Below are 22352 nucleotides of genomic sequence, written 5' to 3' on the forward strand. Positions count from 1 at the left end.
ATCTCACACCCTGTCCGCCACGCGCTGGCCCAACAGGCCCTGTGGCCGGAAGAGGAGCACGAGGATGAGAAGTACGAACGCCCAGGTGTTGCCCCAGGACTGTCCGCCGAGCTGCTCGAAGCCCGGGATTTCGGCGACGTAGACGGTGGTCAGGGTCTCGGCGAGGCCGAGGACGAGACCGCCGACCATGGCGCCGTAGATGTTGCCGATTCCGCCGAGCACGGCTGCGGTGAAGGCCTTGAGGCCGAGCAGGAAGCCCATCTGGAACTTGACTTCGCCGTACTTGAGGCCGTAGGCGACGGCTCCGACGGCGGCGAACACGGCACCGAGGGCGAACGCGGTGGTGATGATGCGGTCGGTGTTGATGCCCATGAGCTTGGCGGTGTCGGGGTCCTGCGCGGTGGCCTGCATGCCGCGGCCGGTGCGCGTCTTCTTGACGAAGAAGCCGAGGAAGGCCATGGAGACGGGGGCGGCGATCATCAGGAAGATGTCACCGGTCTGGATGGTGATGCTGCCGAGGTGGAAGGGTCCGCCGGCGATCTCGGGGAAGATGAGGGAGCTATTGGCGTCCGGGTACCAGGCCCATACCGCCTGCTGGAGGGCGATGGAGAGCCCGATGGCGGTGATGAGGGGGGCGAGGCGCGGCGCGCTGCGCAGTGGGCGGTAGGCGAAGCGTTCCGCGGCGACTGCGATGGTGGTGGCCACAAAGACCGCGCCTATGAGCATCAGGGGCAGCGCGACCCACATGGTCGTGCCCGTGGGGAGCATCAGCCAGACCGTGAGGGCTCCGAAGCCGCCGGTCATGAAGATCTCGCCGTGGGCGAAGTTGATGAGCTGGACAATGCCATAAACCATCGTGTAGCCGATGGCGACGAGCCCGTACATGGATCCCAGTAGCAGGCCGTTGACCAGCTGTTGCGGCAGTTCGTGCACCGCAGGTCCTCCGAGTCTTTCGACGGATGTGACACCGCGCGGGGCGCTGTGTGTGCGCCCCGCGCGGCAAGTGGGGGTGCTGCTTGTGAGCTAGCTGGTGAAGGTCAGCCGACGAGGGTGCCGGACTCGACGGACTTCCACTCGCCACCCTCGACCTTGTAGACGGTGAGCTGCTTGTTGGTGGCGTCACCGAACTCGTCGAAGGAGACCTTGCCGGTCACGCCGTCGAAGGAGACCTTCTGGACGGCGTCGAGGACCTTGGCGCGGGCGTCGGTGGGGAGCTTGCCGTTGTTGGCGTCGACGACGGCCTTGACGGCCTCGATGACGGCCCAGGCGGAGTCGTACGAGTAGCCGCCGTAGGCAGCGAACGGCTCCTTGAAGCCGGCCTTCTCGTAGTTGGCGATGAACTCCTTGGCGGAGGGCAGGCTCTCGACGGGCGCGCCGACCGAGGTGGCGAAGTCGCCGACGGCGCCTTCACCGGCGAGCTCGACGTACTTCTTGTCGTAGATGCCGTCGCCGCCGATGAGCGGGATGTTGGTGCCGGAGGCCTTGATCTGCTTGCTGAGCGGGCCGGCTGCCGGGTATTCGCCGCCGTAGTAGACGACTTCGGCGCCGGAGCTCTTGACCTGGGTCACGACGGCGGAGAAGTCCTTGCTCTCCGGGTCGATGTGGCCCTCGCCGACGACGCTGCCGCCGAGCTTGGTGAACTCGCCCTTGAAGGTACCGGCGAGGCCGGAGCCGTAGGTCTTCTTGTCATCAATGATGAAGACCTTCTTCTTGCCCGCCTTGTTGAAGAGGTACTGCGCCGCGAACGGGCCCTGGATGGCGTCCGTGGTGGCGGTGCGGAAGTAGCTCTTGAAGGTGCGGACCTTCTCGCCGGTCGCCCACTTGGCACCCTGCGAGAGGGAGGGGCTGGTGTTGGCGGGGGAGATCTGGACGAGCTTGGCGTCGTCGAAGACCTTCTGCATCGACTCGGAGACCGAGGAGTTCAGCGGGCCGACGACGCCGAGGACGTCCTTGTTCGCGACGAGCTTGGTGGCGTTCTGCTGGCCGGAGGCGGCCTGTGCCTGGTCGTCGAGGGCCTCGATCTTGAAGGTGACGCCCTTGACGTACTTCTTCTCGTTGGCCTGGCGCACGGCGAGGTCGACGGAGTTGCGGATGCCGAGGCCGAGGGCCGACAGGTCACCGGTGGTCGGGGAGTCGACGCCGATGACGACCGTGGTGTTGCCACCGTCGGAGGCGGCGCCGCCCTTGTCGTCGCGCGAGCCACAGGCGGTGAGAGTGAGAGCGCCCGCGGCGAGGGCGGCCGTCACGGCGATGAGCGAACGATGACGCACGATCAGTCCTTTCCAGGCGCCGCGTCCCCCCTGGGACGCGTCGAGTCGAACGCGGGGAACCGAACTGAGTGGAATCCGGCGGTCGCGGTAACTGGCGGTGACTCTAGGCGGGACATCGGGGGATATGGAGGGCTCAGGCCAATGCGTGACTCTCTTGTTATGCCACGGCGTACTGCATAGCGGATCTCTGGGGGTGGAACGGGGGAATTCAGGCCGATTCGTCTTGTCCGCATGCTGAGATCCGTGAGGACCGTAGAGCGGTTTGAGTACTGTCATGGCCAGGACTCTGGGGCTTGTTGGTCATGACGGCTCCGTGGAGCCGGTGTCTCGATCTTCGGGATGAGCGCTGGTCAAAGCGACGGAAAGATCCCTGGCATATCGGTCAGCAGGGAGGTAACCGTGCTCTCCGTTCTTGATTTCATTACTGAGGGTCACCCCCAAAATGGACCCAGAATTCCGTGTTAGGCGCACGCATTCCTTCGCCTGAATCAGCACCGCGAGGTTCCGCACTCCCCCCGCCGACGCCGCGACCCGAAGCGGTGGCCGGATCACCTCCGCCGACGCCCGCGGCGGCCGGGCGGGGCCGGACCGGGTCCGCACACGCACGGTGAACGAGAACGGGGGCGGCTCACTGCCAGGGACCGCCGGTCGGGGCGCCCGAGCGGTAGCGCTCGGCGCAGCGCAGGTCGGCCTGGCGGGTGGCGAGCTCACGCGCGGCCTCGCGGCCCCTGGCGCGCTGTTCGGCCCGGGCCGCGTCGAGGACGGCGCGGAGGATGTCGTTCTGGCCGCCGGACAGGCCCATGGCCTGGTAGTCGAGCCGGACGGCGTCGCGGTCCTCGCCGGCGTCGAGGACGACCCCGGCCCAGTGGGTGATCAGGGCGGCGCACAGGTCCCGGTCGGTGGTGGGCCGTGCGGTGGGGGCGGTGGCGGTCGCGTCGGCCGGGGTGGGGTGGCCCGTGGCGCAGCCGAGGAGCGTGGTGGCCAGGAGCGCCGTCATCGCGTGTGCGGCCGTGGCGCGACGCGGCGCCGGTCCGGATCCCATGGGGGAACGCTAGACCGGCGCCGGTGGGCGCACAACTGCCCGTACTGGCCCCGTTGTTACGAGTCGGTGTCGCGCAGCAGGCAGGTCAGGCGGGCGGTGCAGACGCGGCGGTCCTGCTCGTCCGTGATCACGATCTCGTACGTGGCGGTGGAGCGGCCCCGGTGGACGGGGGTGGCGACGCCCGTGACCAGGCCGGAGCGGGCGCCCCTGTGGTGGGTGCAGTTCAGGTCGACGCCGACGGCGATCTTGCTGATTCCGCCGTGCAGCATCGCGCCGATCGAGCCGAGGGTTTCGGCCAGTACGGCGGAGGCCCCGCCGTGCAGCAGTCCGTAGGGCTGGGTGTTGCCCTCGACGGGCATGGTGCCCACGACCCGGTCGGCCGAGGCCTCCAGGATGCGGACGTCCATGCGCTCGCCGAGGTGGCCCGCCGAGAACAGCGCGGGCAGGTCTATGCCCAGGGCCGCGTACTCGTCGAGGACTTCCTGCGGGAACTTCACTGGGTGGCGCTCGCCCATGGGCCGGCTCCGTTCGTCAACGTTCGTTAACCTGCTTGTCCTGAGGTCGTTCTATCAGGCCGGTTCGAAGCGCACGACGACGGACTTGCTCGCCGGGGTGTTGCTGGTGTCGGCGGTGGCGTCCAGCGGGACCAGCACATTGGTCTCCGGGTAGTAGGCGGCCGCGCAGCCGCGCGCGGTCGGGTAGTGCACGACGCGGAAGCCGGGGGCGCGCCGTTCGACGCCGTCCTTCCACTCGCCGACGATGTCCGTGTACGAGCCGTCGGCCAGCCCGAGCTCGGCCGCGTCCACGGGGTTGACCATGACGATCCGGCGGCCGCCGGTGATGCCGCGGTAGCGGTCGTCGAGGCCGTAGATCGTGGTGTTGTACTGGTCGTGGCTGCGCAGGGTCTGCAGGAGCAGCCGCCCCGCCGGGACCCTGGGGTACTCCACGGGCGCGGCGGTGAAATTGGCCTTGCCGGTCTTCGTGGGGAAGCGGCGCTCGTCGCGCGGGGCGTGCGGGAGCTGGAAGCCGCCCGGGCGGGACACGCGGGCGTTGAAGTCCTCGAAGCCGGGGACGACGCGGGAGATCCGGTCGCGGATCGTCCCGTAGTCCTGCTCGAACTCCTCCCACGGGGTGGCGGAGGCCTCCCCGAGGACGGCGCGCGCCATCCGGGCCACGATGGCCGGCTCGGACAGCAGGTGGGGGCTCGCGGGGGCGAGGTTGCCGCGGGAGGCGTGGACCATGCCCATGGAGTCCTCGACGGTCACGAACTGCTTGCCGCTGCCCTGGACGTCCTTGTCGGTGCGGCCGAGGGTGGGCAGGATCAGGGCGCGCCGGCCGGTGACCGCGTGGGAGCGGTTGAGCTTGGTGGAGACGTGCACGGTCAGGGAGGCGCGGCGGATCGCGGCCTCGGTGACCTCGGTGTCGGGGGTGGCGCCGACGAAGTTGCCGCCCATGGCGAAGAGCACCTTGGCCTTGCCGTCGCGCAGGGCCTGGATGGAGCGGACCACGTCGAGGCCGTGGTGGCGGGGCGCGGTGATCCCGAATTCCTTGTCGAGGGCGTCGAGGAAGGCGGGCGCCGGCCGCTCGAAGATCCCCATGGTGCGGTCGCCCTGGACGTTGGAGTGGCCGCGGACGGGGCAGACGCCGGCGCCGGGGCGGCCGATGTTGCCGCGCAGCAGCAGGAGGTTGACGACCTCGCGGATGGTGGCGACGGCGTGCTTGTGCTGGGTGAGGCCCATCGCCCAGCAGACGATGGTGCGCTTCGAGGCCAGGATCATGGCCAGGGCGCGCTCGATCTCGGGCCGGGTCAGGCCGGTGGCGGTGAGGGTCTCGTCCCAGTCGGTTTCCTTGGCGGCGGCCGCGAAGTCCTCGTATCCGTGGGTGTGTTCGCGGATGAAGGCCTCGTCGGTGGCGCCGTCCGCCTCCGCCTCGATGACGAGCTTGTTGAGGAGGCGGAAGAGGGCCTGGTCGCCGCCGATGCGGATCTGCAGGAAGAGGTCGTTGAGGGCGGTGCCCTTGAGCATGCCGAGGGGGCTCTGGGGGTTCTTGAACCGCTCCATGCCGGCCTCGGGCAGCGGATTCACCGAGATGATCTTCGCGCCGGCGGACTTGGCCTGTTCCAGGGCGGAGAGCATGCGGGGGTGGTTGGTGCCCGGGTTCTGCCCGGCGACGATGATCAGGTCGGCCTGGTGGAGGTCTTCGAGGGAGACGCTGCCCTTGCCGATGCCGATGGTCTCGTTCAGCGCGGAGCCCGAGGACTCGTGGCACATGTTGGAGCAGTCGGGCAGGTTGTTGGTGCCGAACTCGCGGGCGAAGAGCTGGAAGAGGAACGCGGCCTCGTTGCTGGTGCGGCCCGAGGTGTAGAAGAGGGCCTCGTCGGGGGAGCCCAGGGCGGTCAGCTCTTCCGCGATGATCGCGAACGCCCGCTCCCAGCTGATCGCCTCGTAGCGGTCGCCGCCCTCCGGCAGCAGCATCGGCTCCGTGATCCGGCCCTGCTGGCCCAGCCAGTATCCGGAGCGCGCGGCCAGGTCGGCGAGGGGGTGCTCGGCGAAGAACGCCGGGGTGACCCGGCGCAGCGTGGCCTCCTCGGCGACGGCCTTGGCGCCGTTCTCGCAGAACTCCGCGGTGTGCCGCTTGTCTCCCTCCGGCCAGGCGCAGCCCGGACAGTCGAAGCCGTCCTTCTGGTTGACCTTGAGGAGGGTGCGGGCCGTGCGCGCCAGGCCCATCTGCTGCTGGGCGATCTTCAGGGTGTGCGCGATCGCGGGCAGTCCGGCGGCCGCGTGCTGGGGAGGCGCGACCTGCGGCGCGTCCTGTACGGGATCACCTGCGGGCGGCTTGGTGGCCATGTCGCTCCCCTTCGAGCTGTCTGCGCGTACGACTCCGATCCTGTCACGCTCCGCGGGCATCGCCGACGGAGGAACGGCCCGTCCGGAATTGTCAGTGCGGGCGCCTAGGATCGGAGGCGTGGCAGAGACAGCATCGAAGAAGACCGACCAGACGACCGCAGCGGACCGCCCCCGCCTGATGCTCATGGACGGGCACTCCCTGGCGTACCGGGCGTTCTTCGCGCTGCCCGCGGAGAACTTCACGACCGCCACGGGGCAGCCGACCAATGCCATCTACGGCTTCGCGTCGATGCTGGCGAACACGCTGCGCGACGAGGCGCCCACGCATTTCGCCGTGGCGTTCGACGTGTCGCGCAAGACGTGGCGCTCGACGGAGTTCCCCGAGTACAAGGCGAACCGGTCCAAGACCCCCGACGAGTTCAAGGGGCAGGTCGAGCTGATCGGCGAGCTGCTGGACGCGATGCGTGTGCCGCGGTTCGCGATCGACGGCTTCGAGGCCGACGACGTGATCGCGACGCTGGCGACGCAGGCCGAGGCCCTCGGCTTCGACGTGCTGATCGTCACCGGCGACCGTGACTCCTTCCAGCTCGTCTCCGAGCACACCACCGTGCTGTATCCGACGAAGGGCGTCTCCGAGCTGACCCGGTTCACCCCGGAGAAGGTCGAGGAGAAGTACGGCCTCACCCCCGCGCAGTACCCGGACTTCGCCGCGCTGCGCGGCGACCCGTCCGACAACCTGCCGGGCATCCCGGGTGTCGGCGAGAAGACGGCGGCCAAGTGGATCACCCAGTTCGGGTCGTTCGCCGAGCTGGTGGAGCGCGTCGAGGAGGTCAAGGGCAAGGTCGGGCAGAACCTCCGGGACCACCTGGAGGCCGTGAAGCTCAACCGGGTCCTGACCGAGATGGTCAAGGACGTGGAGCTGCCCCGGAGCCCGGCCGACCTGGTGCGCGCGCCGTACGACCGGACCGCCGTGGCCGGGGTGCTGGACGTGCTGGAGATCCGCAACGCCTCGCTGCGGGAGCGGCTGCTGGCCGTCGACCCCGGTGTGGCCGAGGAGGAACCCCCTGCTCCGGCGGCCGGTGTGGAGCTGGACGGCTCGGTGCTGGGCGCGGGCGAGCTGGCGCCGTGGCTGGAGAGCCACGCGGGCAGCCCGTTGGGTGTCTCCACCGTCGACAGCTGGGCGCTGGGCCAGGGCAACGTCAGCGAGATCGCCCTGGCCTCGGCCACGGGCGCGGCCGCCTGGTTCGAGCCGGCCGAGCTGGACGAGGCGGACGAGCGGGCCTTCGCGGCTTGGGCCGCGGACCCGGGCAGGGCCAAGGTGGTGCACAACGCCAAGGGCCTGATGCGGGTCTTCCCGGAGCACGGCTGGACCCTCGCGGGCGTCACCATGGACACCGCGCTCGCCGCCTACCTGGTCAAGCCGGGCCGCCGCTCCTTCGCGCTGGACGTGCTGTCGAACGAATACCTGCACCGGGAGCTGGCTCCGGCCGCCGCGGACGGGCAGCTGGCCTTCGGAGCGGACGAGACCGCCGAGGCGGAGGCGCTGATGGCGCAGGCCCGCGCGGTCCTGGACCTGGGCGACGCCTTCACCGACAAGCTCGCCGAGGTGGGCGCGGTCGAGTTGCTCCACGACATGGAGCTGCCGACCTCCGAGCTGCTCGCGCGGATGGAGCGGGCGGGCATCGCCGCCGACCGCGACCACCTGGAAGCCATGGAGCAGCAGTTCGCGGGCGCGGTGCAGCAGGCCATAAAAGAGGCGCACGCGGCGGTCGGCCACGAGTTCAACCTCGGCTCGCCCAAGCAGCTCCAGGAGGTGTTCTTCGGCGAGCTGGACCTGCCGAAGACGAAGAAGACCAAGACCGGTTACACCACGGACGCGGACGCGCTGGCCTGGCTGGCCGGCCAGACCGACCACGAACTGCCGGTGATCATGCTCCGCCACCGGGAGCAGGCCAAGCTGCGCGTCACTGTCGAGGGCCTGGTCAAGACCATCGCCGCCGACGGCCGGGTGCACACCAGCTTCAGCCAGACCGTCGCCGCGACGGGACGGCTCTCCTCCACCGACCCCAACCTGCAGAACGTGCCGGTCCGCACCGACGAGGGCCGGGCCATCCGCCGCGGCTTCGTCGTCGGCGAGGGCTACGAGTCGCTGATGACCGCCGACTACAGCCAGATCGAGCTGCGCGTGATGGCGCACCTCTCCGAGGACGAGGGCCTGATCGAGGCGTTCGCGACCGGCGAGGACCTGCACACCACCGTCGCCTCCCAGGTCTTCGGCGTGGAGCGCTCCCAGGTCGACGCCGAGATGCGGCGCAAGATCAAGGCCATGTCCTACGGTCTGGCGTACGGGCTCTCCGCGTTCGGTCTGGCCCAGCAGCTGAACATCGAGCCCGCCGAGGCGAGCGGCCTGATGAAGACCTTCTTCGAGCGGTTCGGCGGGGTCCGCGAGTACCTCGGGCGCGTGGTCGACGAGGCCCGGGCCACCGGATACACGGCGACGATCTTCGGGCGCCGCCGCTACCTTCCCGACCTCAACAGCGACAACCGCCAGCGCCGCGAGGCCGCCGAGCGGATGGCGCTGAACGCACCGATCCAGGGCACCGCCGCCGACATCGTCAAGGTCGCGATGCTGCGCGTGGACAAGGCGATCACCGAGGCCGGGCTGAAGTCGCGGATGCTGCTCCAGGTCCACGACGAAATCGTGCTGGAGATCGCTCCGGGCGAGCGGGAGCAGGTCGAGGAGCTGGTCCGCCGGGAAATGGGCGCGGCCGTCGAGCTCCGGGCCGCGCTGGACGTGTCCGTGGGTGTCGGCCCCGACTGGGAGTCCGCCGCGCACTGAGGTCCGCAGGCCCTGCGAACGCCCGTCCCCGCTATGCGGTGGGGACGGGCGTTCGCGCGTTCCGGTCCCCGTCCCGGTCGTGGTCCTCGCGGTCGTGGCGGTGCCGGAGGCGGACGAGGAGCCCGTACAGCAGCAGCGCCACGGCGAGACCGCCGCCCGCCCCGAAGCAGACGGTCGGGATGATGTCGAGGGGGCTGTGGATCCGGTCGAAGAAGGTGTACCAGCGGATCACCCGCATCGTGACGCCGGCCGTCACGCACAGCACGACGAGGACGAGGGCGCCCCAGATCTCCCCGCGGCCGAGCACCGGCACGGACGGCGGGACGGGCGAGGCCGGCAGCCGGCGCAGGCCCGTCACCGTGAACCAGAGCAGGGCGCAGGCGGCGATCGCCGAACTGCCGTACTGGAGGAACGAGTAGAGCGGCAGCCCGAAGGCGAGCGGTTCGCCCAGCTCCGGAAACGCCTCGGTACCCCAGCGGTCCAGGTGCGTGAAGCTGTCCCACACCACGTGCGTGAGGGAGCCGGCCACCGCCGAGAGGTAGAACCAGAGGGCGAGCACGGGCAGTCGGCGCCCGCGCCAGCGCTCGCCGCGTACGAAGGTGTACGCGCGGCCCCTCCACCGGCGCGGCAGGAGCGCGATCAGCGGTTCGCGCAGGAGCAGCCAGCACGCGGCGAGGGCGGCGGTCAGGACGGCGTCCGCGGTCAGGACGCCCAGCAGTGAATGCGTGAAGGCCCCGTACCCCATGAGGCCCTGCACGACCGCGTCCGCGAAGTAGAAGGTGTCCGGCGCGAACGACCCGAGCACCAGCGCCGAGGCGACCAACGGCCCCCGGGCGCGCCCGGTCCGGCGCATGGCCGGAAGTACGGCAGCCGCGTGGCTGAGAGTGAACGGCATGGCACCTCGTCGACGTGGGGATGTCGTGAATTCCGGTCCACAGTACGTGCCCCGTGCAGGGAGCTGACGTAAGGTCGCGCCCGACGTCGAGGAGGAGGGGCCGGCTCATGTCGCAGAGCGTCCTTGATTCGAAGTGCGGGAGCGTGGGAGTGCGCTAAAGTAATCGGGGACCTCAGTGATAACCAAGCTGAAGTCGCTGAAGTGCAGCACAACTTGGGTGGGTCCCGTACCCGCCCCGGCGGTCGGGAGGATCGTCGTCGGACGGGCGTGTCCCGTCAAACCCGCCAGGGTGACCTAGGTGGGAATCTCCCGGGTTCACCGGGAGAGAGCTTCAATTCACCGAACTGCCGTCACTGGTGGGCCCGGAACCGTCGGCCGTACTGCTGCCGACCGACGACGCGCCGCCGACGCCATAGGCGTCGGCGGAGCCGAGAGCGGGCCGCAGAGCCCCGGTCCGGTGGTGATGGAGAGCGACGCCCGCTGCGGATTACGCCGACAGCTCCTCGCGGCGATAGGCAAGGTCGAGTCCGGACAGGCGGGCGGCGGCCGGGTGGACGCCGCCGGGACCACGCTGCGGCCGATCCTCGGGCCGGTGCTCGACGGGAACGGCTTCGCGAACATCTCCGACACGGACGGCGGGGCGTACGACGGGGACTCCCGCCACGACCGGGCCGTCGGGCCGATGCAGTTCATCCCCTCCACCTGGGCGGCGTGGGGCCAGGACGCGGACGGCGACGGCCGGCGCAACCCGAACAACATCCACGACGCGGCCCTGGCGGCCGGGCGCTACCTGTGCGCGGGGACCCGCGACCTGCGGGTACCGGCGGATCTCGACCGGGCGGTGCTCTCGTACAACCAGTCCACGGAGTACCTGCGGACGGTGCGGTCCTGGTTCGCGTACTACCTCCAGGGGGCGCACCAGATCCCGGACACCGGTCCCGCTGCCGGCGCGGCGGCCACGGGGACGCCGGCGAGGCCGAAGCCGAAGCCGACCCCGAAGCCGACGGAGCCCACGCCGACGCCGAAGCCGACTCCCACGCCCGCCCCGAAGCCCACGCCGACCCCCACGCCGAGCCCGACTCCTACGCCGAAGCCGACCCCCACCCCGACACCCACCCCGAAGCCCACCCCCACCCCCACCCCCACCCCGACGCCGACCCCCACCCGCACGCCGTCCCCCAAGCCCACCCCCGCCACGACTCCGTCACCCGCGCCGAGCGCCACGCCGTCGGCGACCGGCCTGACGCGAACCCCGTAGTCGAACGGTTCTCATCTCACCCCCGCATTGCTACGGTGCCTCCGCCCTGACGCTCAATCAGATTCCGGAGGCCCCGGCATGCGCGCTCTCGTCGCCGCCGCCATCGGGCTGGCCGCCGCGCTGGCCCTCGTCCTCGCCGTCACGGCGGTCGGGGTGCCGGAAGGCAAGACCTCGCCCAAGCCGCTGCTCACCACCGCGCCCTCCGCGCCCGGACAGTAGAGGAGGCCCGGCCATGCGACGCAGAGCGAGCCTCGTCCTGCTGGCCCTCGCCGTGTTCTGCGCGGCCCTCGCACCACTCCTGCGCTGGTACGCGTATCCGCGGCTCGCCAAGATCCCGCCGAACCAGTACCAGGAGATGGTCCTGGAGGCGAAGGACGCGACCCTCATCGACTACCTCGACGGCATGAAGCCCAAGAAGGTCGACAAGGTCACGATCGTCCAGACGCTCAAGGGCAACGTCGAGGCGTCGAAGGAGATCGAGGCTGACGCGGGGAAGGACGTCGTCGTCTGGGACACGCTCTCGTACATCATGGGCCCGGACGGGAAGATGGTCTCCCAGATCCCCGAGCGCTACATCTTCGACGCCCACACCCAGGACCCGGTGCACGCCACGGGCGAGATGGTCGACGGCGACCCGGTCCGGCGCGAGGGGATCGAGTTCAAGTGGCCCTTCTTCACCGAGCCGCGCGACTACCTCTACTTCGACGCGCAGACCCGTACCTCCTCGCCGATCCACTACGTGGGCCCGCGCACGTTCAGGGGCATGGAGGTCTACTACTTCGAGCAGACCGTCCCCTGGACCAAGGTCGCCATGCCGAAGAAGATGCCGATCGAGGGCATCGACCCGGCGACGATCGAGGAGACCACCGGCACCAGCCTCTGGTACACGGTCAAGGCAATGTTCTGGGTCGACCCGGTGACGGGTGCGCCCGTCAACGCCGAGCAGGTCATCCAGCAGGAGATGCGCGGCGGCATCGCGGCGGGCGGCCCCGACGGCAAGCTCACGGCCTTCGCCGGGCACGTGAAGATGCGCGAGGACTACGCCGAGTACACCTTCGACCTGGTCAGCTCGAACCGTACGAAGGTCCTCGCCCTGCACACGTACGCGCCGATCGGCCTCACGGCCGGCGCTCTCGCGCTCCTGGGCTTCGCGCTGTGGCTGGAGGCGCGGAGCCGACACGTACGAGAGAGGTTCAGCCGTGAGGAGCCCAGCCGGGAGGAACTCAGCGCTTGAGCCGGGCGTTGGTGTGGCGGGTCGGCTCGGCGGTCGCCGGGTCCTCGGGCCACGGGTGCTTGGGGTAGCGGCCGCGCAGCTCGGCGCGGACGGCGCGGTAGCCGCCCTGCCAGAAGGACGCGAGGTCGGCGGTGACGGCGGCGGGCCGACCGGCGGGCGACAGCAGGTGGACGAGTACGGGAACGCCCGCCACCCGGGGCGTCTCGGCCAGCCCGAACAGCTCCTGGAGCTTCACGGCGAGCACGGGCTGCCCACCGGTGTAGTCGACCCGGATCCGGGAACCGCTGGGCACCTCGATCCTTTCGGGTGCCAGCTCACCGAGCCGGGAGGCCTCGCCGGTGGCCCAGGGGAGCAGCCGGTTCAAGGCCTGCCCGGCGTCGATCCGGCCGAGGTCGGCCCGGCGGCGGGCGCGGGACAGCTCGGGCTCCAGCCAGTCGTCGGACCGCTCCAGCAGGGCCCCGTCGTCTTCTACGTCCGGCCAGGCGCCGCCGAGCGTGCGGTGCAGGAAGCCGAGCCGGGCCCGCAGCGCCCGCGCGTCCTGGGACCAGCGCAGCAGGCCGAGGCCCTCGGCGCGCAGCCCGTCGAGCAGGGCGGCCCGGACGAGGGCCGGGTCGGGATCGCGCAGTGGCCGTGCGACCAGTTCGATCGCGCCGAGCCGCTGGGCCGCGCGGGCGACGACGTCCCCGTCCTCCCAGTGGACCTCTTCGCCCTCGGTCAGCAGGTGGGCGGCGGCGAGCCGGGCGGTGTCCTCGTCGATGACGGCGGCCAGCCGGATCCGGGCGGAGGCGGAGTGCGGGGCCCGGTCGGCGACGGCGACGGCCAGCCACGGCGCGCTGCGCAGCCGTGACCCGGCGCCGAGCTCGGCCCCGGTGCCGTTGGCCATGAGGAAGGCCCCCTCGCCCTTGGCCTTGGCGACGCGCTCCGGAAACGCCAGGGCTGCGACGAGCCCGGCGGCGTCGTCGTCGGAAACGGGCGCCCCGCCCCCGGGCGCCCGCGCACGGTCAGCCCGTCCGGCGCTTGAGGGCCGGGTCCGGGCGGAGGCCGGTTCGGGAAGGGGTGGGGCGGGGGAGAGCCCCGCGGGGTCCTGGGCGGCACGCTCCAGACGGCGGACCTCCGTCCGCCAGCGGGCGGAGTACCCGTCACCCCCGGCCCGCGCCGAGCGGCAGGCAGAGGCGAGGTCGTCCCCGTACTCGCGCGGCGGCTCCTCGCTCAGCAGGGCCACCAGCTCCGCCGCCCGCCGCGCGCCCAGCGCCTCGGCCCCGTCCAGCAGCGCCCGCGCGAGGCGGGGGTGCAGTCCGAGCCGGGCCATGCGCAGCCCGCGCGGGGTGGGCCGACCGGCGTCGTCCACCGCGCCCACGGCGACCAGCACCTCCCGCGCGGCGGCCATGGCCCCGGCCGGCGGCGGGTCGAGCAGCGCCAGTCCGGTCGCGTCCGGGTCGCCCCAGCAGGCGGCCTGCAACGCGAACTGCGCCAGGTCCGCGATCCGGATCTCGGGGGAGGGGAACGCCGGCAGCCGCGCGTCCTCGGCCTGCTCCCAGCACCGGTACACCGCCCCCGGCGTCTCCCGCCCGGCCCGGCCCGCCCGCTGGCGCCCGGCCGCGCGGGACGCCCGTACGGTCGCCAGCGTGCCCAGGCCCCGGGCGTGGTCCACGCGGGGCTCGCGGGCCAGTCCGGAGTCCACGACCACCCGTACGCCCGGCACGGTCAGGCTCGACTCCGCGACCGCCGTGGCCAGGATGACCCGGCGGTGCGGCGCGGCCGTCAGCGCGGCGTCCTGCACGGCCGCCGACGCCCGGCCGTGGACCTGGAGCACCTCGGCGTCCACCCCGGCCAGCTGTCCGGCGACCCGGGCCAGCTCGCCCACGCCGGGCAGGAAGCACAGGACGTCGCCGGAACGTTCCGCCAGCGCCCGCCGCACCACCGAGGCCACGTGCGCCAGCTGCGCCGGGTCCACCCGCATCCCGTGCGGCGGCCGCACCGGCCGGGCGGGCGGCGCCCACACCGTCTCCACCGGATACGAGATCCCGGCGGCCTCCACCACCGGCGCGCCCCCGAGCAGCCGGGCCCAGCCGGCCGCGTCGGTCGTCGCCGAAGCAGCGACCAGGCGCAGCTCCGGGCGCAGGGTCTCGCGTACGTCCAGGAGGAACGCGGCGACCGTATCGGCGTCGAGGTGCCGTTCGTGGCACTCGTCCAGGACCACCACGTCGACGCCGGCCAGCTCCTGGTCGCGCTGGAGCCGCTGGAGCAGCACCCCGGTGGTCACCACCTCCACCACGGTTCCGGCGCCCACGACCCGCTCGCCGCGCACCGTGAAGCCCACCGACTCGCCGACCCGCTCGCCCAGCAGCCAGGCCATCCGCCGCGCCGCCGCCCGGGCGGCGATTCGCCGGGGCTCGGCGACCACGACCCGGCGGCGCGGCCCGCCGGCGACGAGGCCCGCGAGTACCAGCGGCACCAGCGTGGTCTTGCCGGTGCCGGGCGGGGCGCAGAGCACGGCGGCGCCGTGGCCGTCCAGGGCGGAGACGAGCGCGGGCACGGCCTCCCGTACGGGAAGGGCTTCGAGGGCGGCGGTACGGATCACCTCAGTCGCGCTCGCAGACGAAGATCGCGGTGCCCGGGATCAAGTTGCCGCGCAGCGGGGACCAGCCGCCCCACTCCTGGCTGTTCCACTCCGGCCACTCCGGCTCGACGAGGTCCAGCAGGCGGAAGCCGCCCGCCACCACGTCCCGGACGCGGTCGCCGAGGGTGCGGTGGTGCTCGACGTACACGGCCCGGCCCTGCTCGTCCTGCTCGACGTACGGGGTCCGGTCGAAGTAGGAGGCGGCGACGGACAGCCCCTCCGGGCCGGGCTCGTCGGGGAAGGCCCAGCGGATGGGGTGGGTGACGGAGAAGACCCAGCGGCCGCCGGGGCGCAGCACGCGGTGCACCTCGCGCATGACGTTCACCGGGTCGGCGACGAAGGGGACCGCGCCGTACGCGGAGCAGGCCAGGTCGAAGGAGCCGTCGCGGAAGGGCAGGCGTCCGGCGTCGGCCTCGACGAGCGGGACGTCCGCGCCGATGCGCAGGGCGTGCTGGAGCTGGCGGTGGGAGAGGTCGAGGGCGACCGGGCGGGCGCCCTGGGCGGCGAGCCAGCGCGAGCACTGGGCGGCGCCGGCGCCGATCTCCAGGACGTCCTTGTTCTTCAGGGAGGCGGCGGGGCCGAGGAGCCCGGCCTCCGCCTCGTCCAGGCCTTCGGGCCCCCACACGAAGCGGTCGTCGCCGAGGAAGGCGCCGTGCTCGCTCTGGTACTCGTCCGCGTTGCGGTCCCACCAGCCGCGGCTCGCCCGACTGCTCTCCGCGTCCCCGGTGTCACGCCGTGTGGCCTCCGCGTCGTCCTCGGGGACGATGCCGGCCTCGGAGGCATCTTGGGGGTCGTAGTCCTCTTGGTTCATGGGGCCCGTCGTCGTAGTCTGCGAATGGCTGCGGATGCTCATCGGGGCGGAAGCGCCCACGAATTGTGCCGGTAACGCGGTGATCTGCCCGGGGTGTGCGCCTTCGCGCATTGACCCTGTCCGGCTGCCCCCGTATGCTACAAGTTGCGCTGCGAGCCTGTGCTCCTCAGACCTAGCAGGCTGCGCTTGCATCTGTCGATGTCCCCTCGGTTTTCGAGGCCCTTCCCTTCGCGGGGAGTCTGGGCTTCCTTGGCTGTCCGGCTTCTCGGCAGATGCCGATAAGGGCTCCGGCGTAGCAGTACCTACGACTTTCTGTCCGTAACCGGAGCCCTTTCCCACATGACGAGCAGCACCGAGACCACCGCCACCACCCCTCCGCAGGTAGCGGTCAACGACATCGGCGACGCGGACGCGTTCCTCGCGGCAATCGACGAGACGATCAAGTACTTCAACGACGGCGACATCGTCGACGGCGTCATCGTCAAGGTGGACCGGGACGAGGTTCTCCTCGACATCGGTTACAAGACGGAGGGCGTGATCCCGAGCCGCGAGCTCTCGATCAAGCACGACGTCGACCCGAACGACGTCGTCAAGGTCGGCGACGAGATCGAGGCCCTGGTTCTCCAGAAGGAGGACAAGGAAGGCCGTCTGATCCTGTCCAAGAAGCGCGCTCAGTACGAGCGTGCCTGGGGCACGATCGAGAAGATCAAGGAAGAAGACGGCATCGTCACCGGTACCGTCATCGAGGTCGTCAAGGGTGGTCTCATCCTCGACATCGGCCTCCGTGGCTTCCTGCCGGCCTCTCTCGTCGAGATGCGTCGTGTCCGCGACCTCCAGCCCTACGTGGGCAAGGAGCTCGAGGCGAAGATCATCGAGCTGGACAAGAACCGCAACAACGTGGTCCTGTCCCGCCGCGCCTGGCTCGAGCAGACCCAGTCCGAGGTTCGCCAGACGTTCCTCACCACCCTGCAGAAGGGTCAGGTCCGCTCCGGCGTCGTTTCCTCGATCGTCAACTTCGGTGCCTTCGTGGACCTGGGTGGCGTCGACGGTCTCGTGCACGTCTCCGAGCTGTCCTGGAAGCACATCGACCACCCGTCCGAGGTTGTCGAGGTCGGCCAGGAGGTCACCGTCGAGGTTCTCGACGTGGACATGGACCGCGAGCGTGTCTCCCTGTCGCTGAAGGCGACGCAGGAAGACCCGTGGCAGCAGTTCGCCCGGACGCACCAGATCGGCCAGGTCGTCCCGGGTAAGGTCACCAAGCTGGTTCCGTTCGGTGCGTTCGTCCGCGTGGACGAGGGCATCGAGGGTCTGGTCCACATCTCCGAGCTGGCCGAGCGCCACGTGGAGATCCCGGAGCAGGTCGTCCAGGTCAACGACGAGATCTTCGTCAAGGTCATCGACATCGACCTCGAGCGTCGCCGGATCTCGCTGTCGCTGAAGCAGGCCAACGAGTCCTTCGGTGCCGACCCGGCGTCGGTCGAGTTCGACCCGACCCTGTACGGCATGGCCGCGTCCTACGACGACCAGGGCAACTACATCTACCCCGAGGGCTTCGACCCCGAGACCAACGACTGGCTCGAGGGCTTCGACACCCAGCGCGAGACGTGGGAGCGCCAGTACGCCGAGGCGCAGGTCCGCTTCGAGCAGCACCAGGCGCAGGTCATCAAGAGCCGCGAGGCCGACGAGGCCGCTGCTGCCGAGGGCGCTGCCGCCCCGGCCGCCAGCGGTGGCAACGCCGGTGGCGGCGCCAGCCTCTCCGGTGGTTCGTACTCCTCGGAGTCGGACGAGACCTCCGGCGCCCTGGCGTCGGACGAGGCCCTGGCCGCGCTCCGCGAGAAGCTGGCCGGCGGCCAGAGCTGATCGCAGTGCGCAGCTGAGCTGAGCTGAGCTGAGCTGAACGGTAAGGCCCGTCCCCTTCGGGGGGCGGGCCTTACCGCGTTCCCGCGTTTCCCATGAAGTCTCGTGAAGAGGGCCAACTGGGGAATGTGGACGCCCCCTTGGACGTTCTTCGCTGAGAACACGGCGCGAGGGAGGAGTGGTGAGGGTGCTTGATCCACAGGGTTTGTACGAATGGGACGCCAAGGGTCTGGCGGTGGCTGACCTGGCGCTCGCCCAGGACTCGGCCGGACTGGTCATGCTCTACCACTTCGAGGGGTACATCGACGCCGGCGAGGCCGGGGAGCAGATCGTCGAGCGGCTCCTCGACACCCTGCCCCACCAGGTGGTGACCCGCTTCGACGCGGACCGGCTGGTGGACTACCGGGCGCGCCGCCCGCTGCTGACCTTCCAGCGCGACCGCTGGACCGAGTTCGAGGAGCCCCGGCTGGAGCTGCGCCTCGTCCAGGACGCCACCGGCGCGCCCTTCCTGCTCCTTTCCGGGCCGGAGCCCGACGTGGAGTGGGAGCGCTTCGCGCTCGCCGTCCGGCAGATCGTCGAGCGGCTCGCAGTCCGGCTCTCGGTCAACTTCCACGGCATCCCCATGGGCGTCCCGCACACCAGGCCCGTCGGCATCACCCCGCACGGCAACCGGACCGACCTCATGCCCGGCCACCGCAGCCCCTTCGACGAGGCGCAGGTACCGGGCAGCGCGGAGTCCCTCGTCGAGTTCCGCCTCGGCCAGTGGGGGCACGACGTGCTGGGCGTCGCCGCACACGTACCGCACTACGTCGCGCGCTCCCCGTACCCGGACGCGGCGCTGACCGTGCTGGAGGCGATCACGGCCGCGACCGGGCTCGTCCTGCCCGCCGTGGCACACGCCCTGCGGACCGAGGCGCACCGTACGCAGACGGAGATCGACCGGCAGATCCGGGAGGGCGACGAGGAGCTCGTCAGCCTGGTCCAGGGGCTGGAGCACCAGTACGACGCCGCGGCCGGAGCCGAGACCCGGGGCAACATGATGGCCGAGCCGGCCGAGATCCCGTCGGCGGACGAGATCGGGCGGGAGTTCGAGCGGTTCCTGGCGGAGCGCGAGGGCGAGCTGTAGGCGCGGGGGCTTTCCGGCGTCCTTCGGCGCTGGGGGGAGGGGCCTGGCAGGACCGGGCAGGCGGGCTCTAGGGTGCTGAGCATGCTGAAAGTGGGCCTGACAGGCGGAATCGGTGCCGGCAAGAGCGAGGTCTCACGGCTGCTGGCCGGATACGGGGCGGTCGTCGTGGACGCCGACCGGATCGCGCGGGAGGTCGTGGAGCCCGGTACGCCCGGCCTCGCGGCCGTGGTGGAGGCCTTCGGCGAGTCGGTGCTCACCGCGGAGGGCGCGCTGGACCGGCCGAAGCTGGGGTCGATCGTGTTCGCCGACCCGGCGAAGCTCCGGATCCTGAACGCGATCGTGCACCCGCTGGTCGGCGCCCGGTCCGCGGAGCTGGAGGCGGCGGCCGGGCCCGACGCGATCGTGGTGCACGACGTACCGCTGCTCGCCGAGAACGGCCTCGCGCCGCTGTACGACCTGGTCGTGGTCGTGGACGCGACCCCCGAGACGCAGCTCGCCCGGCTGACCGCACTGCGCGGCATGACCGAGGAGGAGGCGCGGGCCCGCATGGCCGCGCAGGCCACGCGGGAGCAGCGGCTGGCGGTGGCCACGCTCGTGATCGACAACGACGGGCCGCTCGAGGCGCTGGAGCCGCAGGTGCGCAAGGTGTGGGAGGAGCTCACCGCGCGGGCCGTGGAATAGCGGAATCGGCGGCGAGCGTTGAACGCGCTCGTAAGAGGGAAGGAAAGACAGCATGTCCGACACCACGCCCCCGCCGGAGCCGCCGCCCTCGTCGTCCTCGTCGTCGTCCTCGTCCTCCCGATCAGGGCCGTCCAGGTTGGCGAGCCCCGAGACGCACGTCATCGACTACCGGGCCGCCGAGCAGCTGCTGGCCGCGCGCGACCCGCGCGGCGCGGTCAAGCTGCTCGACTCGGTCATAGCCGCCCACCCCGAGAACACCGCGGCCCGGCTGCTGCGTGCCCGGGCCTTCTTCGCGGCGGCGCAGCTGCGTCCGGCGGAGCTGGAATTCGAGCTGGTGCTCGAACGGGAGCCGGACAACGCCTTCGCCCACTTCGCGCTCGCCCGTACTCATGAGCGGTCGGGGAAGCGGGAGCAGGCCCGTCGGCACTTCCGCCTCGCCGCGGCCTTGGACCCGCAGCCCGAGTACCTGGCGGCGGCGCGCTTCGAGGACTGAGGCCGGGGATCGAGCCAGGGACCGAGGCCTGGGGCCGGGGACCGAGGCCGGGCCTCAGCGGTTGTGCGGCGGCTCGTACGGTGGCACGTCCCGGCCGGGCTGGTAGTGCGCGCCCTGGTGGATGTGCCGGACCACGACGAGCATGTCCACGGTGGCCAGCAGCGCGACGGCCGCGCAGGCGGCCGCCCACCCGGGACGGCCGGCCAGCGAGAAGGCGGCCGCCCCGCCGGCGCCCCAGATCAGCCCCCACAGGCTCAGCCAGAACCGCAGCCGCAGCGGGCTGCGGGCGGTCACGGGCTCGTTTCCGGAACGCATGCGCACCGCCTCGTCCTGGGGTGAGGCCTCAGATCCATGGTGCCACGCGCGGTGGGACGACCGGATGTACGGGCTGTCCGCGCTGTCCGCGCTGCTACGGGGTGAGCTTCCTGACGGCCGTGGTGGTCGTCTTCTGGAAGGCGGGCACGGGAGCGTCGGTCAGGTGGCCCATCTGCCCCCACTTCACGACCGTCACGGTGGACCCGTCGCGCCCGATCCCGTACAGGTGCACACCCGGCTCGGATTCCGGCATGGAGGTGTGGACCCCGTAGACGTGCGCGCCTTCCTCGACGGACAGCGTCCCGTAGTCCTGCCAGGATGCCGTCCCGCCCGGCGTCGTACGCAGCCAGTCGGCCGCGCAGGCCGCGACCTTCCGCTCCAAGGTGGCCGCGAGCCGGGCGGCCGCGGAACCCGAGGCGGACCGTACGGAGATCTGGACGGCGCCGGTGTCGAACTCGGTGCCGAAGGAACGGTGCCAGCTGCCGGCCGTCGGAAGCACCCCCTCCAGGCAGAACGGGGCGTTCTCGGGCAGCCCCTGGGTGACCTTGCCGGTGTACCAGGGGGATGAGGGGTGCGGCGGCAGGTCGGTGCCGTTGATGAAGCCGGGCGCGGCCGCGGCCGCGGCGGTGGTGGAGGCGGTGAGGAGCAGGGCGGCTGCCGCCGCGAGGACGGCGGTGGCGAGGGCCGAGGTGCTGGAGCGTCGGAACACGGTGTTCTCCCCGTACGAGTGCGGTTGAGGTACGACAGCGTGAACAGCCTTCCCCGCCACGGGGCGTCAGGCGACGGAACGGGACGGATCCGGGACACTGGAACGGCCGTGGACGCCGTCACCTGGGGGAACACCCCACGCATGGAACGGATTCACGGGACGGGGGGAGCGCTGTGGACGAGGCGGAACGGTCCGTGCCGGCGGAGACGGAGATCTTCGCGCGGCGGATGCGGGAGCTGAAGGAGCGCGCGGGACTCAGCTACGGGTCGCTCGGGCGCACGCTGCACACGAGTACGTCGACCCTGCACCGGTACTGCAACGGGGAGGCGGTGCCGACGGAGTTCGCGACGGTGGACCGCTTCGCGCGGGCCTGCGGGGCGACGCGGGAGGAGGCCGTGGACCTGCACCGGGCCTGGCTCCTGGCGGACGCGCGGCGCGGTGCGCGGTCTTTCACGGAGCCGGTTGTCGAGCCGCGTGTCGAGCCGGTCGTGGAGCGGGAGCCGGTCGTCCGGCGGCCCTGGTACCGGCGGCGGCGGTCGGTCGCGGTGGTCGCGGCGGGGGCGGTGGCCGGAGCGGTCGCGGTGGGGATGCTGGCCGCGGCCGGCCCGGAGCCGCGTACGCCGCAGGCCCGTACGCCGCAGGCGGGCCCGACGCAGGGCGCGGCCCCGGCTTCGCCGGCTCCCGCGCCCGTGACGCCGCTCAAGGCGGTCGTACGGTCGCATGTGTGGGCGGCGGGCTGTGACCACGCCTACCTCTCCACGCGGGCCCCGGCCACCGTGCCCCCGCCGCCGGTGGAGGCGGACGCGCCCGCCTGGGCGCGGGCACAGGGAGCCGTGCACGCCCGGACCCAGATCGTGGAGGTCACTGTGCACGGGACGGGGGAGGGGGCGGTGGTCCTCCAGGACCTGGAGGTACGGGTCGCCGCGCGGCGGACCCCGCCGGCCTGGAACGTCTACCAGATGTCCCAGGGCTGCGGCGGGGCACTGACCCCGGCCGGCTTCGCGGTCAACTTGGACGCGCCGAGGCCGCTGGCGCGGGCCGTCGCGGGGAACGACTCCGGGGAACCGGTCCCGGCCCCGGCCTTCCCGCTGCGCGTCTCGGCGGCGGAACCGGCCGTGCTGCGGGTGGAGGCGGCGGCCACGGGCTGCGACTGCGACTGGTACCTCGACCTGCGGTGGACCGGTCCCGGCGGGTCCGGCACCCTGCGCCTGGACGACAACGGCGTCCCCTGGCGCACGAGCGCCACGACGGGGCGGCCGGAGTACGGCTTCGCGAGCGAACTGGGCCGCTGGGCGAGCTGAAGGCGGCTGCGCGGTGCCCGTGGGGTGTACCCGCAGGTCAGCGCCATTGTCAGTG

19 protein-coding genes are annotated in these 22352 nt (G+C 71.6%); 9 read left to right on the forward strand and 10 right to left on the reverse strand.

Annotated elements, in window-relative coordinates; genetic code table 11:
* Positions 1 to 3: 3 nt before the first annotated feature.
* The 5 genes from ACWDYJ_RS01590 to ACWDYJ_RS01610 all read right to left on the reverse strand — a co-directional run bounded on the left by ACWDYJ_RS01590 (position 4) and on the right by ACWDYJ_RS01610 (position 6158).
* On the reverse strand, positions 4 to 933 hold the full coding sequence (locus ACWDYJ_RS01590) for a branched-chain amino acid ABC transporter permease (RefSeq protein ID WP_451563415.1): 930 nt from the start codon (positions 931 to 933) through the stop codon (positions 4 to 6).
* A 104-nt stretch (positions 934 to 1037) separates the two neighbouring features.
* Positions 1038 to 2270: a branched-chain amino acid ABC transporter substrate-binding protein gene (locus ACWDYJ_RS01595; protein ID WP_451563416.1), complete on the reverse strand. Its 1233-nt coding sequence runs from the start codon at positions 2268 to 2270 to the stop codon at positions 1038 to 1040.
* Positions 2271 to 2898: 628 nt separating this feature from the next.
* Positions 2899 to 3312, reverse strand: coding sequence for a hypothetical protein (locus tag ACWDYJ_RS01600; RefSeq protein ID WP_451563417.1), 414 nt, complete (start codon positions 3310 to 3312; stop codon positions 2899 to 2901).
* 56 nt (positions 3313 to 3368) lie between these two features.
* Complete coding sequence (locus ACWDYJ_RS01605; protein ID WP_451563418.1) at positions 3369 to 3827, reverse strand: PaaI family thioesterase; 459 nt, start codon at positions 3825 to 3827, stop codon at positions 3369 to 3371.
* A 54-nt stretch (positions 3828 to 3881) separates the two neighbouring features.
* A complete protein-coding gene (locus ACWDYJ_RS01610) occupies positions 3882 to 6158 on the reverse strand; it encodes an FdhF/YdeP family oxidoreductase (protein ID WP_451563419.1) in 2277 nt (758 codons plus the stop codon).
* Between the two features lie 118 nt (positions 6159 to 6276).
* Between ACWDYJ_RS01610 and polA the strand changes: the two genes are divergently transcribed.
* Complete coding sequence (polA, locus tag ACWDYJ_RS01615; RefSeq protein ID WP_451563420.1) at positions 6277 to 8997, forward strand: DNA polymerase I; 2721 nt, start codon at positions 6277 to 6279, stop codon at positions 8995 to 8997.
* Between the two features lie 31 nt (positions 8998 to 9028).
* Here polA and ACWDYJ_RS01620 read toward each other — a convergent pair whose 3' ends face one another.
* Positions 9029 to 9892: a DUF4184 family protein gene (locus ACWDYJ_RS01620; RefSeq protein ID WP_451563421.1), complete on the reverse strand. Its 864-nt coding sequence runs from the start codon at positions 9890 to 9892 to the stop codon at positions 9029 to 9031.
* A 463-nt stretch (positions 9893 to 10355) separates the two neighbouring features.
* Here ACWDYJ_RS01620 and ACWDYJ_RS01625 point away from each other — a divergent pair, with 463 nt between their 5' ends.
* From ACWDYJ_RS01625 to ACWDYJ_RS01635, 3 genes are all read left to right on the forward strand, one after another.
* A complete protein-coding gene (locus ACWDYJ_RS01625; RefSeq protein ID WP_451563575.1) occupies positions 10356 to 11150 on the forward strand; it encodes a lytic transglycosylase domain-containing protein in 795 nt (264 codons plus the stop codon).
* 78 nt (positions 11151 to 11228) lie between these two features.
* Complete coding sequence (locus ACWDYJ_RS01630) at positions 11229 to 11369, forward strand: SPW_0924 family protein (protein WP_451563422.1); 141 nt, start codon at positions 11229 to 11231, stop codon at positions 11367 to 11369.
* A 13-nt stretch (positions 11370 to 11382) separates the two neighbouring features.
* Positions 11383 to 12384, forward strand: coding sequence for a DUF3068 domain-containing protein (locus ACWDYJ_RS01635; RefSeq protein WP_451563423.1), 1002 nt, complete (start codon positions 11383 to 11385; stop codon positions 12382 to 12384).
* Here the strand turns inward: ACWDYJ_RS01635 and hrpB are convergent.
* Together hrpB and ACWDYJ_RS01645 are read right to left on the reverse strand one after the other, a co-directional pair.
* Positions 12374 to 14965 (reverse strand): ATP-dependent helicase HrpB, encoded by a 2592-nt coding sequence (hrpB, locus tag ACWDYJ_RS01640; RefSeq protein WP_451563424.1) that lies wholly within the window; start codon positions 14963 to 14965, stop codon positions 12374 to 12376. The two genes, ACWDYJ_RS01635 and hrpB, sit on opposite strands and share 11 nt — an antisense overlap.
* Before the next feature lies 1 nt (position 14966).
* On the reverse strand, positions 14967 to 15815 hold the full coding sequence (locus tag ACWDYJ_RS01645; RefSeq protein WP_451563425.1) for a class I SAM-dependent methyltransferase: 849 nt from the start codon (positions 15813 to 15815) through the stop codon (positions 14967 to 14969).
* Positions 15816 to 16154: 339 nt separating this feature from the next.
* Between ACWDYJ_RS01645 and rpsA the strand changes: the two genes are divergently transcribed.
* The 4 genes from rpsA (at position 16155) to ACWDYJ_RS01665 (ending at position 19972) form a co-directional block, all read left to right on the forward strand.
* Positions 16155 to 17675, forward strand: coding sequence for a 30S ribosomal protein S1 (rpsA, locus tag ACWDYJ_RS01650; protein ID WP_451563426.1), 1521 nt, complete (start codon positions 16155 to 16157; stop codon positions 17673 to 17675).
* Positions 17676 to 17859: 184 nt separating this feature from the next.
* Positions 17860 to 18798, forward strand: a complete 939-nt coding sequence (locus ACWDYJ_RS01655) for a PAC2 family protein (protein ID WP_451563427.1) — start codon at positions 17860 to 17862, stop codon at positions 18796 to 18798.
* Between the two features lie 81 nt (positions 18799 to 18879).
* Positions 18880 to 19479: a dephospho-CoA kinase gene (coaE, locus tag ACWDYJ_RS01660; RefSeq protein ID WP_451563428.1), complete on the forward strand. Its 600-nt coding sequence runs from the start codon at positions 18880 to 18882 to the stop codon at positions 19477 to 19479.
* Between the two features lie 52 nt (positions 19480 to 19531).
* Complete coding sequence (locus ACWDYJ_RS01665; RefSeq protein ID WP_451563429.1) at positions 19532 to 19972, forward strand: tetratricopeptide repeat protein; 441 nt, start codon at positions 19532 to 19534, stop codon at positions 19970 to 19972.
* Positions 19973 to 20026: 54 nt separating this feature from the next.
* Here ACWDYJ_RS01665 and ACWDYJ_RS01670 read toward each other — a convergent pair whose 3' ends face one another.
* Positions 20027 to 20287, reverse strand: coding sequence for a DUF6343 family protein (locus tag ACWDYJ_RS01670; protein WP_451563430.1), 261 nt, complete (start codon positions 20285 to 20287; stop codon positions 20027 to 20029).
* Positions 20288 to 20381: 94 nt separating this feature from the next.
* Complete coding sequence (locus ACWDYJ_RS01675; RefSeq protein ID WP_451563431.1) at positions 20382 to 20996, reverse strand: hypothetical protein; 615 nt, start codon at positions 20994 to 20996, stop codon at positions 20382 to 20384.
* A 194-nt stretch (positions 20997 to 21190) separates the two neighbouring features.
* Here ACWDYJ_RS01675 and ACWDYJ_RS01680 point away from each other — a divergent pair, with 194 nt between their 5' ends.
* Positions 21191 to 22297, forward strand: a complete 1107-nt coding sequence (locus ACWDYJ_RS01680; protein WP_451563432.1) for a helix-turn-helix domain-containing protein — start codon at positions 21191 to 21193, stop codon at positions 22295 to 22297.
* Positions 22298 to 22352: the final 55 nt, after the last annotated feature.

The organism is Streptomyces sp. NPDC003042, from assembly GCF_053591315.1.